General features: G+C 41.4%; 11 protein-coding genes. 6 read left to right on the top strand and 5 right to left on the bottom strand.

Going from position 1 to position 16,578, the window contains the following annotated elements; translation table 11 throughout:
• The first annotated feature begins 33 nt into the window (after nucleotides 1-33).
• The 6 genes from ycaO (at nucleotide 34) to AACQ81_RS08485 (ending at nucleotide 8,591) form a co-directional block, all read left to right on the top strand.
• Nucleotides 34-1,797, top strand: coding sequence for a 30S ribosomal protein S12 methylthiotransferase accessory factor YcaO (gene ycaO / locus AACQ81_RS08460; RefSeq protein WP_237385265.1), 1,764 nt, complete (start codon nucleotides 34-36; stop codon nucleotides 1,795-1,797).
• Between the two features lie 318 nt (nucleotides 1,798-2,115).
• Nucleotides 2,116-2,973: a formate transporter FocA gene (gene focA, locus AACQ81_RS08465; protein WP_237385266.1), complete on the top strand. Its 858-nt coding sequence runs from the start codon at nucleotides 2,116-2,118 to the stop codon at nucleotides 2,971-2,973.
• Between the two features lie 54 nt (nucleotides 2,974-3,027).
• A complete protein-coding gene (gene pflB / locus AACQ81_RS08470) occupies nucleotides 3,028-5,310 on the top strand; it encodes a formate C-acetyltransferase (protein ID WP_237385267.1) in 2,283 nt (760 codons plus the stop codon).
• Between the two features lie 144 nt (nucleotides 5,311-5,454).
• The gene (pflA, locus tag AACQ81_RS08475) at nucleotides 5,455-6,195 is read left to right on the top strand and encodes a pyruvate formate lyase 1-activating protein (protein ID WP_237385268.1); all 741 of its coding nucleotides are present in this window, start codon (nucleotides 5,455-5,457) and stop codon (nucleotides 6,193-6,195) included.
• 664 nt (nucleotides 6,196-6,859) lie between these two features.
• A complete protein-coding gene (locus AACQ81_RS08480; RefSeq protein WP_237385269.1) occupies nucleotides 6,860-7,675 on the top strand; it encodes a BPSS1780 family membrane protein in 816 nt (271 codons plus the stop codon).
• 82 nt (nucleotides 7,676-7,757) lie between these two features.
• A complete protein-coding gene (locus AACQ81_RS08485; protein ID WP_237385270.1) occupies nucleotides 7,758-8,591 on the top strand; it encodes a BPSS1780 family membrane protein in 834 nt (277 codons plus the stop codon).
• Nucleotides 8,592-8,707: 116 nt separating this feature from the next.
• Here the strand turns inward: AACQ81_RS08485 and serS are convergent, their stop codons facing one another.
• The 5 genes from serS to lrp all read right to left on the bottom strand — a co-directional run bounded on the left by serS (nucleotide 8,708) and on the right by lrp (nucleotide 16,219).
• Nucleotides 8,708-9,997 carry a serine--tRNA ligase gene (gene serS / locus AACQ81_RS08490; protein ID WP_237385271.1) on the bottom strand — a complete coding sequence of 430 codons (1,290 nt, stop codon included), beginning with the start codon at nucleotides 9,995-9,997 and terminating at the stop codon, nucleotides 8,708-8,710.
• Nucleotides 9,998-10,102: 105 nt separating this feature from the next.
• On the bottom strand, nucleotides 10,103-11,446 hold the full coding sequence (locus tag AACQ81_RS08495; RefSeq protein ID WP_237385272.1) for a replication-associated recombination protein A: 1,344 nt from the start codon (nucleotides 11,444-11,446) through the stop codon (nucleotides 10,103-10,105).
• A gap of 7 nt (nucleotides 11,447-11,453) precedes the next feature.
• Nucleotides 11,454-12,065, bottom strand: coding sequence for an outer membrane lipoprotein chaperone LolA (gene lolA / locus AACQ81_RS08500; protein WP_237385273.1), 612 nt, complete (start codon nucleotides 12,063-12,065; stop codon nucleotides 11,454-11,456).
• A 71-nt stretch (nucleotides 12,066-12,136) separates the two neighbouring features.
• The gene (locus AACQ81_RS08505; RefSeq protein WP_237385274.1) at nucleotides 12,137-15,592 is read right to left on the bottom strand and encodes a DNA translocase FtsK 4TM domain-containing protein; all 3,456 of its coding nucleotides are present in this window, start codon (nucleotides 15,590-15,592) and stop codon (nucleotides 12,137-12,139) included.
• A 132-nt stretch (nucleotides 15,593-15,724) separates the two neighbouring features.
• A complete protein-coding gene (gene lrp / locus AACQ81_RS08510) occupies nucleotides 15,725-16,219 on the bottom strand; it encodes a leucine-responsive transcriptional regulator Lrp (RefSeq protein ID WP_092552174.1) in 495 nt (164 codons plus the stop codon).
• Nucleotides 16,220-16,578 lie beyond the last annotated feature (359 nt).

The following is a 16,578-nucleotide window of genomic DNA, read 5'->3' on the forward strand; positions in this document are numbered from 1 at the left end:
TATGGCTTCTAACATGAATTGAAGTGAATTACGATGACGCAAACCTATATCCCGGGCAAAGATGCCGCATTAGAAGACTCCATTAACCGTTTCCAAGACAAGCTGGTATCCCTTGGTTTTAATATCGAAGAAGCCTCTTGGCTGAATCCTGTCCCTAATGTTTGGTCAGTACATATCCGTGATCGCGATTGCCCACTGTGCTTTACTAATGGCAAAGGTGCCAGCAAGAAAGCCGCTTTGGCTTCTGCGCTGGGAGAATATTTTGAGCGCTTATCGACAAATTATTTCTTTGCTGATTTTTATCTTGGCGATGCGGTAGCCAATGGTGAATTTATTTATTATCCAAATGAAAAATGGTTTCCATTACCAGAAGATGATTCCCTGCCAGAAGGCATTTTAGACGAACGTCTCCATCATTTTTACAACCCAGACAATGCCCTCAATGCCAGCCAATTGATTGATCTTCAATCAGGCAATGAAGATCGCGGGATCTGCGCCCTGCCATTCTCTCGTCAGTCAGATAATCAAACTATTTATATTCCGATGAACATTATCGGAAACCTGTATGTTTCAAATGGTATGTCAGCCGGTAATACCATTAACGAAGCGCGCGTTCAGGGATTATCTGAAGTGTTCGAACGCTATGTGAAAAACCGCATTATTGCAGAACTCATCAGCTTGCCTGAAATCCCACAAGACGTTATGAACCGCTACCCTAGCGTAGTTGAGTCCGTCAATAAATTGCAGGAAGAAGGCTTCCCGATTTATTGCTACGATGCTTCACTCGGCGGCCAATTCCCGGTCATTTGCGTTGTATTACTCAATCCGAATAATGGAACTTGCTTTGCATCCTTTGGTGCCCATCCTGATTTTGGCGTTGCACTGGAACGTACTGTCACAGAGTTGCTGCAAGGGCGCAGCCTGAAAGATCTGGATGTCTTCACTCCACCCAGTTTCGATGATGAAGAAGTTTCTGAGCATACTAATCTGGAAACTCACTTTATTGATTCAAGCGGCGCGATCAGTTGGGATCTATTTAAACAAGATGCTGATTATGAGTTTGCTGACTGGAATTTCAGCGGAACAACAGAAGAAGAATTTGACACTTTGATGGGGATCTTCAATACACTGGATGCTGACGTCTACATTGCTGATTATGAGCATCTTGGCGTTTATGCCTGCCGTATTCTGGTCCCGGGTATGTCAGATATTTATCCAGTTGAAGATCTGCATATTGCCAATAACACCATGGGAACTCATCTTCGTGATACCATTCTGGCGTTACCGGTAAGCCAATGGCAACCAGAAGAATATCTCGCTTTCCTTGAACAATTGGATGATGAGGGGTTAGATGATTTCACCCGTATTCGTGAATTGCTGGGAATTGCTGCGGGCAAAGATAACGGTTGGAGCAACCTGCGTATCGGTGAATTGAAATCCATGCTGGCATTGGCTGGTAACGATCTGGAACAAGCGCTGATTTGGGTTGAATGGACACAAGATTTCAATACTTCTATTTTCACCGCTGAGCGAGCAAATTATTACCGCTGCCTGCAAACTTTATTGTTATTGACCCAAGAAGAGGATCGCAAACCAGAACAATATTATCAGGTGTTTGTGAAAATGTATGGTCAGGATACTGTTGATGCAGCTTCCGCTGCTATTGCCGGAGAGAACTGTTTCTACGGTTTATGGTCTATCGATTCAGAGTTGAAATCATTACCAGCACATCAGGCATTATTGAATGCCTATGAAAAATTGCAAAAAGCCAAGCGTAAATTTTGGGCAAATAAATAAACGATTAGATTAAAGTTTATTAAAAGTAAAATTCAGGTTAAATATAGTTTATATTAAAACAACAAATAAATGACAATTTAACCTGTTATTTTACTTTTTATGTCTGAAATCTCCCTATCTGTCCCTATAAAATATTTTTATAGATTTTAAAAAATATTTTATACATATAAATCAATACATTAAAGTCAAAAAGCCATATTCGGGTCATCATATTTCACCAGACTTTAAGACTAATATGATCCATATCAAATTCAGATCAGTATCGGTTTGTTACTATCATTGCGTGCTATATTAATTAAGGATAAAGAGAGTGTTAGGATGAAAACTGACAACCCTTTTAATTTATTTCCACCTGCTGTAATGGCACAAATCGCTGATGATAGTGGTGTATATAAAGTCAATAAACACCCCGCAGTGACTTACTTATCGGCAATCATGGCGGGTGTGTTTATCTCCATTGCTTTTGTTTTTTATATTACGGCAACAACAGGAACCTCTTCCATTCCTTATGGATTGGCAAAATTAACGGGGGGACTCTGCTTTTCTCTTGGCCTAATGCTGGTGGTTGTATGTGGTGCCGATCTCTTCACTTCTACCGTACTGACAATCATTTCAAAAGCGACAGGGCGTATTACTTGGTCACAGATGCTAAAAAACTGGATTAACGTTTATATTGGTAATCTGATTGGCGCACTGTTTTTCGTGGCCTTAATCTGGTACTCAGGACAATATACCGTTGCCAATGGTATCTGGGGGCTGAATGTATTACAAACAGCTGATCATAAAATGCACCATTCCTTTATTGAAGCGATTTGTTTAGGCATTTTAGCTAATCTGATGGTATGCCTTGCGGTCTGGATGAGCTATGCCGGACGCAGCCTGATCGATAAACTATTCGCGCTGATACTGCCAATTGGCATGTTTGTCGCCAGTGGCTTTGAACACAGTATCGCTAACATATTTTTAATTCCGTTCGGGATCACCATCAAAAATTTCGCGCCTGAAGAATTCTGGCTGAAAGTAGGAGTTACTCCCGAGCAGTTTCCGCAACTCACCGTTTCGAATTTTATTACCGATAATCTGATCCCTGTAACGATAGGTAACATTATCGGTGGTGCTGTATTGGTTGGGTTGACTTATTGGATCATCTATTTACGCGGTGGCAAAAAGAATTAATTCGCCTCCACGCCAGATTTCTTAAAAGTTCCACTGTTAAAAGGTAGAAGTATCATGTCCGAGTTAAATGAAAAATTTTCTGTTGCATGGCAAGGATTTAACGAAGGTAGCTGGCAGAATAAAGTCGACGTTCGTGACTTCATCCAGAAAAATTATATCCCGTATGAAGGTGACGAATCGTTCCTTGCAGGCGCCACAAAATCGACAGATGTTTTGTGGGAAAAAGTCATGGAAGGTATCAAAATCGAAAACCGCACTCATGCACCGGTAGATTTTGATACTGATGTTGCATCTACAATTACCTCTCATGATGCTGGTTATATTGAAAAAGATCTGGAACAAATCGTTGGCCTGCAAACCGAAGCGCCTCTGAAACGAGCCATTATTCCATTTGGTGGCATTAAAATGGTTGAAGGTTCTTGCAAAGCCTACAATCGCAATCTCGATCCAAAACTGAAACAAATTTTTACTGACTATCGCAAAACCCATAATCAGGGTGTGTTTGATGTTTATACTCCTGATATCCTGAAATGCCGTAAATCGGGTGTTTTGACTGGTCTGCCAGATGCCTATGGCCGTGGCCGCATCATCGGTGATTATCGTCGTGTCGCATTGTACGGTATTGACTTCCTGCGTGATGATAAATTTGCCCAGTTCACTTCCCTGCAAGAAAAATTGGAAAACGGTGAAGATCTGGAATCCACTATCCGCTTGCGTGAAGAGCTTGTTGAACAGCACCGTGCTCTCGGCCAAATAAAAGAGATGGCCGCTAAATATGGCTATGATATTTCCAATCCGGCGATTGATGCCAAAGAAGCGGTACAATGGACTTACTTCGCTTATCTGGCAGCTGTTAAATCTCAAAATGGTGCAGCAATGTCTTTCGGCCGTGTTTCCAGCTTCCTGGATGTCTATATTGAACGTGATATTCAAGCAGGTAAACTGACTGAACAACAAGCTCAAGAGCTGATCGACCATTTGGTAATGAAACTGCGTATGGTACGTTTCCTGCGCACTCCTGAATACGATGAACTGTTCTCTGGTGATCCAATCTGGGCAACCGAATCATTGGCAGGTATGGGCTTGGACGGTCGTACTCTGGTGACCAAAAACAGCTTCCGTTTCCTGAACACGCTGTACACCATGGGACCATCACCAGAACCCAACATGACTATTCTGTGGTCTGAAAAGCTGCCAATTAGCTTCAAAAAATTTGCGGCAAAAGTCTCTATCGATACTTCTTCTCTGCAGTATGAAAACGATGACTTAATGCGGCCTGATTTCAACAGCGATGATTATGCTATCGCATGTTGTGTCAGCCCAATGATTGTCGGTAAACAAATGCAGTTCTTCGGTGCCCGAGCGAACCTTGCAAAAACCATGCTGTATGCCATCAACGGCGGTATGGATGAAAAAATGAAAATGCAGGTTGGTCCGAAAGAAGAGCCAATGAGAGATGCCGTGCTGAATTACGACAAAGTTATGGATCGCATGGATCACTTCATGGATTGGCTGGCAAAACAATATGTCACCGCCCTGAATATCATTCACTATATGCATGACAAATACAGTTATGAAGCCTCGTTGATGGCACTGCATGATCGTGACGTATTCCGTACCATGGCATGTGGTATCGCAGGGTTATCCGTTGCTGCTGACTCACTGTCTGCGATTAAATATGCAAAAGTTTCTCCAATCCGTGATGAAGATGGCTTGGCCGTTGATTTCAATATTGAAGGAGAATACCCACAATTTGGTAACAACGATTCACGTGTCGATGATATCGCTTGTGATCTGGTTGAACGCTTCATGAAAAAAATCCAGAAACTGCAAACATATCGCAATGCCTCTCCAACTCAGTCTGTACTCACCATTACCTCTAATGTGGTTTATGGTAAGAAAACAGGTAACACTCCTGATGGACGTCGTGCTGGCGCACCATTCGGACCAGGCGCTAACCCGATGCATGGGCGTGACCAGAAAGGCGCTGTAGCGTCACTGACTTCAGTGGCTAAGTTGCCATTTGCGTATGCTAAAGATGGTATCTCATACACTTTCTCCATCATACCTAATGCACTGGGTAAAGATGATGATGTCCGTAAAGCCAATCTGGCAGGTCTGATGGATGGTTATTTCCATCATGAAGCAGATATTGAAGGCGGTCAGCATCTGAACATTAACGTCATGAATCGGGAAATGTTACTGGATGCAATGGAAAATCCTGAGAAATATCCTCAGTTGACTATCCGTGTATCAGGCTACGCGGTACGGTTTAACTCTTTGACTAAAGAGCAACAAAGAGACGTTATCACCCGTACCTTCACCAAAACAATGTAATGGCTAAGCATGTGAGAGTAGCGTTAAACAGAGCTGTGTTACCTCAAAATGTCATTATTTTCCATTGAAATGAAATGACATACACTAAAGGCCCCTTAATAACTGGGGCCTTTAATACTTGTCAGTTTTTGGAGAAATCCTTTCATGTCCGTACTTGGTCGTATCCACTCTTTTGAATCTTGTGGAACCGTTGATGGCCCGGGTATCCGTTTTATCACGTTTTTCCAGGGTTGCCTAATGCGTTGTCTCTATTGCCATAACCGCGATACCTGGGATACTCATGGTGGAAAAACGGTCACTGTTGAAGAGTTAGTAAAAGAAGCGACGACCTATCGTCATTTTATGAATGCTTCAGGTGGTGGAGTCACAGCTTCTGGTGGCGAAGCAATTCTCCAGGCCGAGTTTGTCCGTGACTGGTTCAGAGCCTGCCATGCGGAAGGAATTCATACCTGTTTAGATACCAATGGCTTTGTCCGCCGTTATGATCCGGTGATCGATGAGCTAATGGACGATACTGATCTTGTTATGCTGGATTTAAAACAAATTAACGATGATATCCACCAGAAATTAGTCGGCGTTTCTAATCATCGAACTCTCGAATTTGCCCGATATCTGGCAAAACGAAATCAAAAAACCTGGATTCGCTATGTTGTCGTTCCCGGCTGGTCAGATGACGATAACTCTGTCCATTTGCTTGGTGAATTCATCAAGCGCATGAAAAACATTGAAAAAATTGAATTATTACCTTATCACGAGTTGGGCAAGCATAAATGGATTGCCATGGGTGAAGAATATAAATTAGAAGATGTTCACCCTCCCTCAAAAGAAACAATGGATAGGGTAAAAGAAATTCTGAATAGTTATGGACACCATGTGATTTATTAGACTTTCATCTTCCTGCACTAATACTCAAATAAGAAATTGCTTAATTTCAGTAAAAACTGGTTTTCAATAAATTGAGACCAGTTTTTTTTCGAAGAAAAATTTGATAACTTAAATCTAATATTTTTTGTCAACACTTTAATTCGATTAAGATATTTATATACAATAAAAAAGAAATAATATATTTAACTTATTGGATAACTTCAGAATAATTTAAACTATGTCAGACTGAACTAGACCGATATAGATCAACTTACAGAAAAATTGAGCTTTCAATTAATAACACAAATTAACTATAACATTAAAAAATCAACACAATTTACCTGTTCTAAATACTGGCATTTGTTATTGACATCAAGTAAAGAAATTTCTATCCAAAAATATACATATTCTCATATTAAAAATGAAATAATTTACCTTATATCCAAATAGGTCAGATAATTAAACCAAAATTACATTATTACAATCAAAACGTACTTCAATATACCTCTTGATATCGATATAAATTACACACTAATCTGTAGATAAGAATCTCAATTAATGCTTGTTGATTAATAATTTTTATATAATAATTCTATCGTTCTCTCTATGAGCTTGTATTTATGGAGATAGTGATAGAGAAAAACCAATTCAAAAACAGTCAATAAATGAGATAAATCGGAAAAAAATGGACACTCAAGATATTAATTTCAATTCAGGGGAAAGTAATGTTTCTCTGAAAAAAGAGAAAAATGTATTCATTCCTGGCGGTCGTGCCGTTGGAGCTGGGGCAGCTACAGAGTGGATAGGTAGTGCTTGGGGAGTATTTAAAGCACAACCAATGAGATGGATACTGATGGGCTTAATTTACTTAGCCATTCTAATCATTGTACAGTTCCTTCCTTTCCTCGGTATCTTTAGCATGCTATTTAGTTCAGTCTTTTTTGCCGGTTTCATCGCCGCGGCTGAACAACAACGCATCACTGGTGAGTTTGATATAGAGCTAATCTTCTATGGTTTTAAAAATAAGCTAGGTTCATTAGTTGCTGTTGGTGGACTTTTCTTTGGTATCTATATACTTGGTGTAATTGCTGCTGTTATTGTTGGCGGTACCAGCATAATACAATTAATCTTATCTGCAGAAAATGCAGATCCAGCATTCGTATTAGGCAGTCTCTCCACTTTATTATTCGCATTTCTTATTTTATACGTTTTCATAATGGTTGCTACTGCATTTAGCTGGTTTGCCCCTTCCCTGATCATCATTAACGGTTTAAAATTTGGTGAAGCAGTATCCATGAGCCTGAGCGCAGTAAAGAAAAATCTATTCGGTGGTTTTATCTTTTTCTTATTAATGGGAATTTTGCTGCTTATTTCCGTAATCCCATTATTCTTAGGCCTATTTATCACCATGCCTATGTATATGATCACCTGTTACACCAGCTACCGCAGCATTTTTTATGCCCCAGAAGAAAATAAGGAAAAATCTACCATAATCAGTTAATTACTTGTGAATAGATATCTATAATGCAAAAAGCGCTATAAATAGCGCTTTTCTATTTTATTAATAATGGAAGTAAAAAATAATGGATGCACAAAGTATCAAACCAAATTCAGAAAAATCATCCAATGATTCAGATAACGATATTTTCATTCCCGATGGGCAAAAAATTAAAGTAAGTACAGCTATCGGCTCGATAGGCGATGCCTGGGACTTTATATCACCTAAACTTGGTATGTGGGTGTTAATGGGGATTATTTATAGTACTATCAATTTTGGCATTATGCTAATTCCTTATCTTGGGTTTATCCTTTCCAGTCTACTAGATCCTCTATTTATCGCCGGAATTATCTCTATATGTGAAAACCAAAGAATCACAGATAAATTCGAATTAAAACGGCTTTTTTATGGTTTTCGACATAAATGTGGTTCATTATTTTTAATAGGAATAGTTGTTTGCGGAATAAAATCATTGGGGTATATCTCTGCTGCACTTATCGATGGTGATGATTTATTTCAAGTTGTTTTTGATGATATGTATTCAATTTCTTTATATAGAAACTACGATTCAACCATTTCCGTAGATGAATCATCCTTATCATTTTTATCTTTATTTTCTATCATAATTGCTTTGTTTTTATCTACTGCATATTCTTGGTTCGCTCCTACATTGATTATGTTGAATAATTTTAGTGTAAAAAAAGCACTTTCAACCAGTTTAAATAGCATATGTAAAAACCTCTTAGGTGCATTACTATTCTTTTTCTTCATTAATCTTTTGATTTTCGTTTCTTCCCTTCCTTTATTATTAGGGCTTTTATTTACTACACCACTCCGTATGGCAAGCCATTATTCTTCTTATCGCAATGTTTTTTATTTACATGAAATAAAGAAGGATGAAATGGTCATGAAAAATTAAGGCATTGGGATATATTCATAAAAAAGCGCCGTTACTTCACACTCAGCGCTTTTTTACTAAAAATATACACCCTTCGTTTTCCGAGCTTCAGCTCAAAATTCACTGGGTATAGGTTATTAACCGATGTATTCCAATCCGTTCATATAAGGACGCAATACTTCTGGAATTGCGATACGTCCATCTGCCTGCTGATAGTTTTCCATCACAGCAACTAAAGTACGGCCTACCGCCAGTCCAGAACCATTCAGTGTATGTACCAACTGTGGTTTTTGGTTGTCCTTCGAACGGAAACGTGCTTGCATACGGCGGGCCTGAAAATCCCACACATTCGAGCAAGATGAGATTTCACGGTAAGTATTCTGTGCTGGCAACCAAACTTCCAGATCGTAAGTTTTTCTTGCACTTGCACCCATATCACCAGTACACAGCAGCATTTTGCGGTATGGCAGGTTCAACAACTGCAATACTTTTTCTGCATGACCCGTCAATTCCTCCAGTGCTTCCATAGATTTTTCTGGATGGGCAATCTGAACCAGTTCAACTTTATCAAACTGGTGCATACGGATCAGACCACGGGTATCACGGCCATAAGAACCCGCTTCAGAACGGAAGCAAGGTGTATGGGCAGTCATTTTCAATGGTAATTCGCTTTCATCCAGAATTTCATCACGAACCAAGTTAGTAACAGGCACTTCCGCAGTCGGGATCAAAGCATAGTTACTGGCAGATTCTTCTTCCAACGGTCTGGTATGAAACAAATCTTCACCAAATTTAGGTAATTGCCCCGTACCGTACAAAGAATCGTGGTTAACCAAATAAGGTACATAGGTTTCCAAATAACCATGTTGTTCAGTATGTAAATCCAGCATGAACTGTGCGATAGCACGGTGCAGACGAGCAATCTGACCTTTCATAACCACGAAACGTGAGCCAGTTAATTTAACCGCTGCCGCAAAATCAAGACCACCGCTCAGTTCACCCAGCGATACATGATCTTTAATTTCAAAAGCATACTGGCGTGGTTCGCCCCAACGGCTGATTTCCAGATTATCGCTGTCATCTTTCCCGTCAGGGGAGGAATCGTCAGGAATATTCGGCATACTTAAAGCAATATGACGAATTTCAGTCTGCAATGTTTCCAGTTCAGCTTTTGCTGAATCCAGCTTTTCTCCCAACTGATTCACTTCCTGACGCAGTGGTTCAATATCTTCACCACGGGCTTTCGCTGCACCAATAGCCTTCGATCGGGAATTACGTTCTGCCTGCAGGGTTTCAGTTTCAACTTGTAAAACTTTGCGGCGCTCTTCTAGTTTGCGCAGCATCTCCACATCAAGGGTATAACCCCTGCGAGCCAGTTTTTCGGCGACTGCGTCTAGCTCATTACGCAGCATATTTGGATCGAGCATGCTAGTCCTGTGTTTGTTGTTATTGAAAAGTTGTTATTGAGATACTTGTTATTGAGAATAACGTAGTGAAATCTATTGGATATAAACCTTACCGTATCAATAAGATTAACGATAGCGTTTTATCGGGCTATTTTGATCCTGTTCCAGCAACCAGTTTAATTTCTCACCAATCTTCCCTTCCAGCCCTCTGGTGACCGGATAATAATAACGTGTTTGTTGCATTTCAGGTGGGAAATAAACTTCACCGGCAGCATACGCATTCGGTTCATCATGAGCATAGCGATATGCTTCACCCACGCCCATTTCCTTCATCAGTTTCGTCGGTGCATTACGCAGATGGATAGGCACATCATAATCCGGTTTATTTTTTGCGTCCGCCATTGCCGCATTGAATGCGGTATAAACCGCATTACTTTTCGGTGCGCAAGCAAGATACACAATTGCCTGTGCAATCGCTCTCTCTCCTTCCGCCGGTCCTACTCGTGTAAAACAGTCCCATGCAGCAATTGCGACCTGCATTCCGCGTGGATCGGCATTACCAACATCTTCAGAAGCAATCGCCAGTAACCGGCGAGCAATATAAAGTGGATCACCACCTGCGGTAATGATTCGGGCATACCAGTAAAGTGCGGCATCAGGTGCTGAACCACGGATTGCTTTATGCAGGGCAGAAATTAAATCGTAATACCGATCACCTTTATTATCAAAGCGTGCACTTCTCTCCCCACTGACTTCTTTTAGTAGTTCAAGTGTCAGAACTCTCTGATCGTGCCGATCCACTTCTGCCATATCTGACATCATTTCCAGCAAATTCAGTGAGCGGCGAGCGTCTCCAGCGACAAGTTCAGCAATCATTTGGCGGGTATCATCCGGTAATACAATCTTTTGCCCGCCAACCCCTCGTTCTTTATCGTTCATAGCCTGAATAAGCACTTGCTCAATCTCTGTCGTCGAGAGAGATTTCAATAAATAAACTCGCGCCCGTGATAACAAGGCTGAATTTAATTCGAAAGAAGGATTTTCTGTCGTTGCACCAATAAAGGTGATCGTTCCATCTTCAATATGTGGTAAAAATGCATCCTGCTGGCTTTTATTAAATCGATGAACTTCATCGACAAATAAGATGGTTCTGCGACCTGCATTCCGGTTTTGGCGTGCTTTTTCTATTGATTCACGGATTTCTTTAATGCCGGATGTCACTGCCGAGATTCGTTCGATATCAGCTTGGGCGTAATAACCAATTATTTCAGCCAGCGTTGTCTTTCCTGTTCCTGGTGGCCCCCACAAAATCATGGAATGAAGGTGACCAGCCCGGATCGCTTTTGGCAAAGGTTTGCCTTCTGCCAATAAATGCTGCTGCCCAATGTAATGATCTAATGTGACTGGACGCATTCTTGCGGCCAGTGGCTGAAATTCATTTTGTGAAAAATCGAGTGAAAGATTATTCACTTAAACCTCACTGGCGCTGATCATCCAGCGTAACACCATCTGGTACTGTAAATTTGAATTTATCCGCATTTACGCTGGTATTTTGCTGCTTTTGCAATTGATAAGCGCTTTTTTGCCCATCCTGTTCAACCGCCGTAAATTTCTGGATAGTTCCCTCTGGTGTTACAGTAATTGAAAAGTGGTTCAAGTTACCATTGGCATTATTCGGAGTCAGCTCAAAATGATTACCATTTTGTGCAATTTTGTACTGTTTCCAATCTGCGGGATCATTACGGGCAATCAACATAAATGGTGTATTCCCCGTTGCATCTTTTAACCAGTTTGCCGTTACTTGTTCGACAAAAGGGTTATAAAACCACAGAGTTTTACCATCAGAAACCAAAACACTTTCATCAGGCGAAGTCATGTGCCAGTTAAATAAATTAGGGCGTTTGATCCAAAGTTCTCCTTCCCCTTTTTGGATTGTAGCCCCATCATTGCTAGTCACTGTTTGAGTAAAACCAGCATGAAAACTATTTACTTTTCCTAAACGCCCTTGCAGATCTTGCGTAGCATCAGCCCATGCAGAACCTACGCTCACACCCATCATCAGACAACCAATCAACATCAGTTTTTTCATGTGCGAGTACCTTCAATTCGTATTATTGCCAGCATCAGTGGCTGATACTGCATTGCATTTAACAGCATTAATTAATGTTCGTGTGGCGGAGGTGCCAAAACTTCACGGTTGCCATTATGTCCGGGTGTACTGACAATCTGCTGTGCTTCCATTTGTTCGACAATCCTAGCCGCCCGGTTATATCCGATACGGAATTGACGTTGCACGCCCGAAATGGAAACACGGCGCTTTTCAACCACAAATTCAACTGCTTGATCAAACAAAGTATCCAGCTCTTCATCGCTATCAAACCCTAAGCCGCCATCACCATCTTCTCCGCCCTTGATAATACTATCAATATATTGAGGACGCCCACGAGCTTTCCAGTCATTAACGACTTCATGAACCTCTTGGTCACGGACAAATGCACCATGAACACGCACAGGAATGGAAGAATTTGGTGCCAAATAAAGCATATCTCCCATGCCAAGCAATGATTCTGCACCACCTTGATCAAGAATGGTACGAGAATCGATTTTACTGGACACTGTAAATGCAATACGTGTTGGAATATTGGCTTTAATCAATCCCGTAATGATGTCAACAGAAGGACGCTGTGTTGCCAGCACCAAGTGAATACCTGCTGCACGCGCTTTCTGAGCCAAACGGGCAATCAGTTCTTCCACTTTCTTCCCGACTGTCATTATCAGGTCTGCAAACTCATCAACCATAACGACGATATAAGGCTCTTTTTTCAGCATAGGATGCGTTGCATCCATACTATCTCCCGGTTTCCAGAACGGATCAGGGATTGGCCGTCCCATATTTTCCGCTTGTTTGATCTTGTCGTTATAACCAGCGAGATTACGCACACCCAAAGCTGACATCAGTTTGTAACGTCGTTCCATTTCATTCACACACCAGCGCAAGGCGTTGGCCGCATCTTTCATATCAGTGACAACTTCAGTCAATAAGTGCGGAATTCCTTCATACACTGATAATTCAAGCATTTTCGGATCTATCATGATAAAACGAACATCTTCCGGTTTCGCTTTATACAGGATACTGAGGATCATGGCGTTAACCCCCACCGATTTGCCCGAACCCGTTGTCCCTGCAACAAGTAAGTGAGGCATTTTACCCAAATCAGCCACAACAGGTTGCCCTGCAATGTCTTTTCCAAGAACAATAGTCAACGGCGATGGATTGTCCCTGAATTTATCGCAATCCAGTACTTCCCTCAGGTAAACTGTTTGGCGCTTTTTATTGGGCAATTCCAACCCGACATAAGGTTTCCCGGGGATAACTTCCACAATACGGACAGCTACTGCGGAAAGAGAGCGGGCAAGGTCACGTGATAAGTTAGATATGCGGGAAGCCTTGACACCCGGCGCCAAGTCCAGCTCAAACCTTGTAATCACAGGACCAGGCGAAAATCCAACAACATCTGCTTTGACGCGATAATCATTTAGACGCGATTCAATCAAACGAGAGGTTTGTTCTAGAACAAACATATCGACAGGTTCTTCTTCTATTGGCGGCTTAGCCAAAAGGTCTAAAGAAGGCATAGGTGTTGTTGGTTTCGGCAATGGCTGATCATTGCGCATCAAAAATGGATGGAACAAGCTGTCTTGCTGCGGTTGCTGCGGTTGCTGCGGTTGCTGCGGTTGCTGCGGTTGCTGCGGTTGCTGCGGTTGCTGCGGTTGCTGCGGTTGCTGCGCAAGAGTATGCTGAATTCCCGATTCATGGGAAGCAGGGGCAGGAACTATTTTTTTCTCCTGAGTCTCTTGTTGAATCAATGGCTCTGGTACTCTGAATGCAGGCTCAGTTGATTCAGATTTATCAAGATCATCAACCTGAGGAGAATAATTTAACTCAGCTCCTTCATCTTGTTCTGAAATGTGTGTTGAAATAACAGGTTGGTTCATTTGATAACGCTCACTCTGCTGTTGCTCAAATGCCATTCGCAGCGCTTCTTCCTGCTGCGCTTCCTGTTCATCTACACTATTTTCCAGATTATTCTGTTCTGTAAATACAGTTACTGTTGGTTGCCGATATAAAGATACAGCTTCCTCGCGTGCTTCTCTACTTTCTGTCTCAAAATTATTGCCATAACGTTCACGTTGTTGTTCAAGAAATTGCTGACGCAACATATTTTGCTGTTGCTCATCCATGTCTTGTTCATGAGTTTCTGCGATCAGTTCATTCTGCTTTTCTTTTTCTTCCCGTTGCAGATGTTCCGCCAAACGATGAGAAGGCACTTTAATACCATACAATTCACGACGTGTAGGTATCCTGACAGGATTAGGGCGTGGCATTTCAGGGCCAATACCCTGTTTAATCTGAGGATTTTTCGTTATAGCAGAAATGCCGGCAATATCCGCAACCGTATTTTTCAGGTTGGTACTGTCAGTATCAGCAATAACTGACGAAAGATTGTCTGGTTCTGAATTTGATTGATAATCGTTTGGTAATTCAAATAAATAACGAACAGACTCTTCCTCTTGCTCATCTTTTGCATTATGCGTTATTTCAGTTTGTACAGGTTCTGACGAAGTTGCCCCTGGTTGTATTACTGATTGCGGTATGTGTTCATCACTGCTACTGCTGAATGATTGCTCAGGCATTTCTGGTAACACAGTTTGTGTTGGTACTGTCTGTACGGAGATATGCTCAGGAGAACTCTTTTCCTGTGTTTTCTCAATAAATTCTGTTTTAGAGGAAGTTGAAGCAGTAGGTAATGCTGAATCTGTATTTGCTAATTCAATTACTGTTGGAGCAGTCAACAACACATCATCTTCGTCTGCGCTTACCGCTTCTGTTTCAATCGTTGTCTCAGCCAGTTCATTTTGGTCAATATGTTCGGCTCGTTGATGCTCACTGGTTGAATATTCATCTTCCAACTCATTACGGTCATATTCTGATGCATTACGACTGCGGTTTACCATAAAACTTATAGAATCCAGAATGATTGCACCAATCTTTTCTGCAATGGTGAGCCATGACCAACCCGTAAACAAAATAAAACCAACCGCCCAAATACCAAGCAGGGCTAATGTTGCACTAAGTATATTGAACCAAGGCAGAATCGCATTACTGAATAAATTACCCACAACACCACCGGCAGCAAAATCATCCAAATCATCAATATTGAGTGCTGCCAAGCCACATGAAGTCAGTACCAAGGCTAAAGCGCCGATAACACGTAATGCGAGGGTAAAAAAATCAACGTACTCTTGCCTATCTTTCTGACGGAAAGCATTCCAACAACCTAAAAACATTAACGGCGGGACTGCATAGGCAAGAATACCAAATGCCGAGAACAGCGTGTCTGACAACCAGGCACCTACGCTTCCACCCCAATTGTGGATGGGTTCATGCCATGAAGTTTGTGACCAGCTTGGATCGGATGGGTGAAAGCTAATGAGCGTTATCATCAAGTACACAGCACAAATAGCAATTACCAACAGAACGGCTTCCAGAAGCCGGCGGCCACTGCTTATTTTCTTTAACTTAACACGTTTGTCTTCTGTATATTCCTGGTTCAAGAAAGACTCTCCAGGTTTTCCTGTTGATTAAACGGAACAACGCTGAGGATAGCTCAGCGTTGAAACTGTATGCATAAACAGGAGTGTACCTAAGTTTTTCCTGTTTTGCATCTGTACATTTTAGACAAAAGCTTAACGAGTCTTAATCACTAGGCGATTACTCTGTTTCACTTCTTCCATAACGACATAAGTACGCGTATCGTTAACCCCCGGAAGACGCAACAGGGTTTCACCGAGTAATTTACGATATGCGGACATATCTGGTACGCGCGTTTTCAGCAAGTAGTCAAAATCACCAGAGACCAAATGACATTCTTGGATTTCTTCTAATTTCTGGACAGCCGTATTGAATTGTTCAAACACATCTGTTGCTCCACGGTTCAGCGTAATTTCAACGAATACCAGCAACGATGCATCCAGATAGTGAGGATTCAGCAAAGCTGTATAACCAGAGATAAAGCCCTGGCGCTCCAAACGACGTACACGTTCCAGACAAGGTGTCGGTGACAGACCAACACGTTTGGATAACTCCACGTTAGAAATACGACCGTCTTTTTGCAACTCATTAAGGATATTGCGATCTATACGATCAAGATCTTTTCCTGGACGCTTCTTATTATCAATCATCTTATTGCTCTCTCTCTATATTCCTACACCCATAACTTTTCCCTATCTCTTTGAAGCAACTGAGCTGGAAAAGATGTCTTCAAAGGTAAAGCCCAATCTGTAACCAAGTTTTGAGGCCTACTACAATTTCCCAGTATGTGGTTTTCCAGCGTTCGATTAACCAGAACACCATTTTCCAGTATATTATCTCCCAAAACACAATGTCTTTCAGAAAGTAGCTTAACGGCAATTTTTAATATTCTATGAGAAAATTATCCACCTCAATTTGTCTATTCTATAGAAACAATTGATTAGCGAGGTAGATAATTATCTCTTACACAGATGTTTTCGCAAATGCACAGCCGATTGTCAAAGTAAAT

This window comes from Xenorhabdus sp. Sc-CR9 (assembly GCF_963897815.1).
Classification (GTDB): Bacteria; Pseudomonadota; Gammaproteobacteria; order Enterobacterales; family Enterobacteriaceae; genus Xenorhabdus.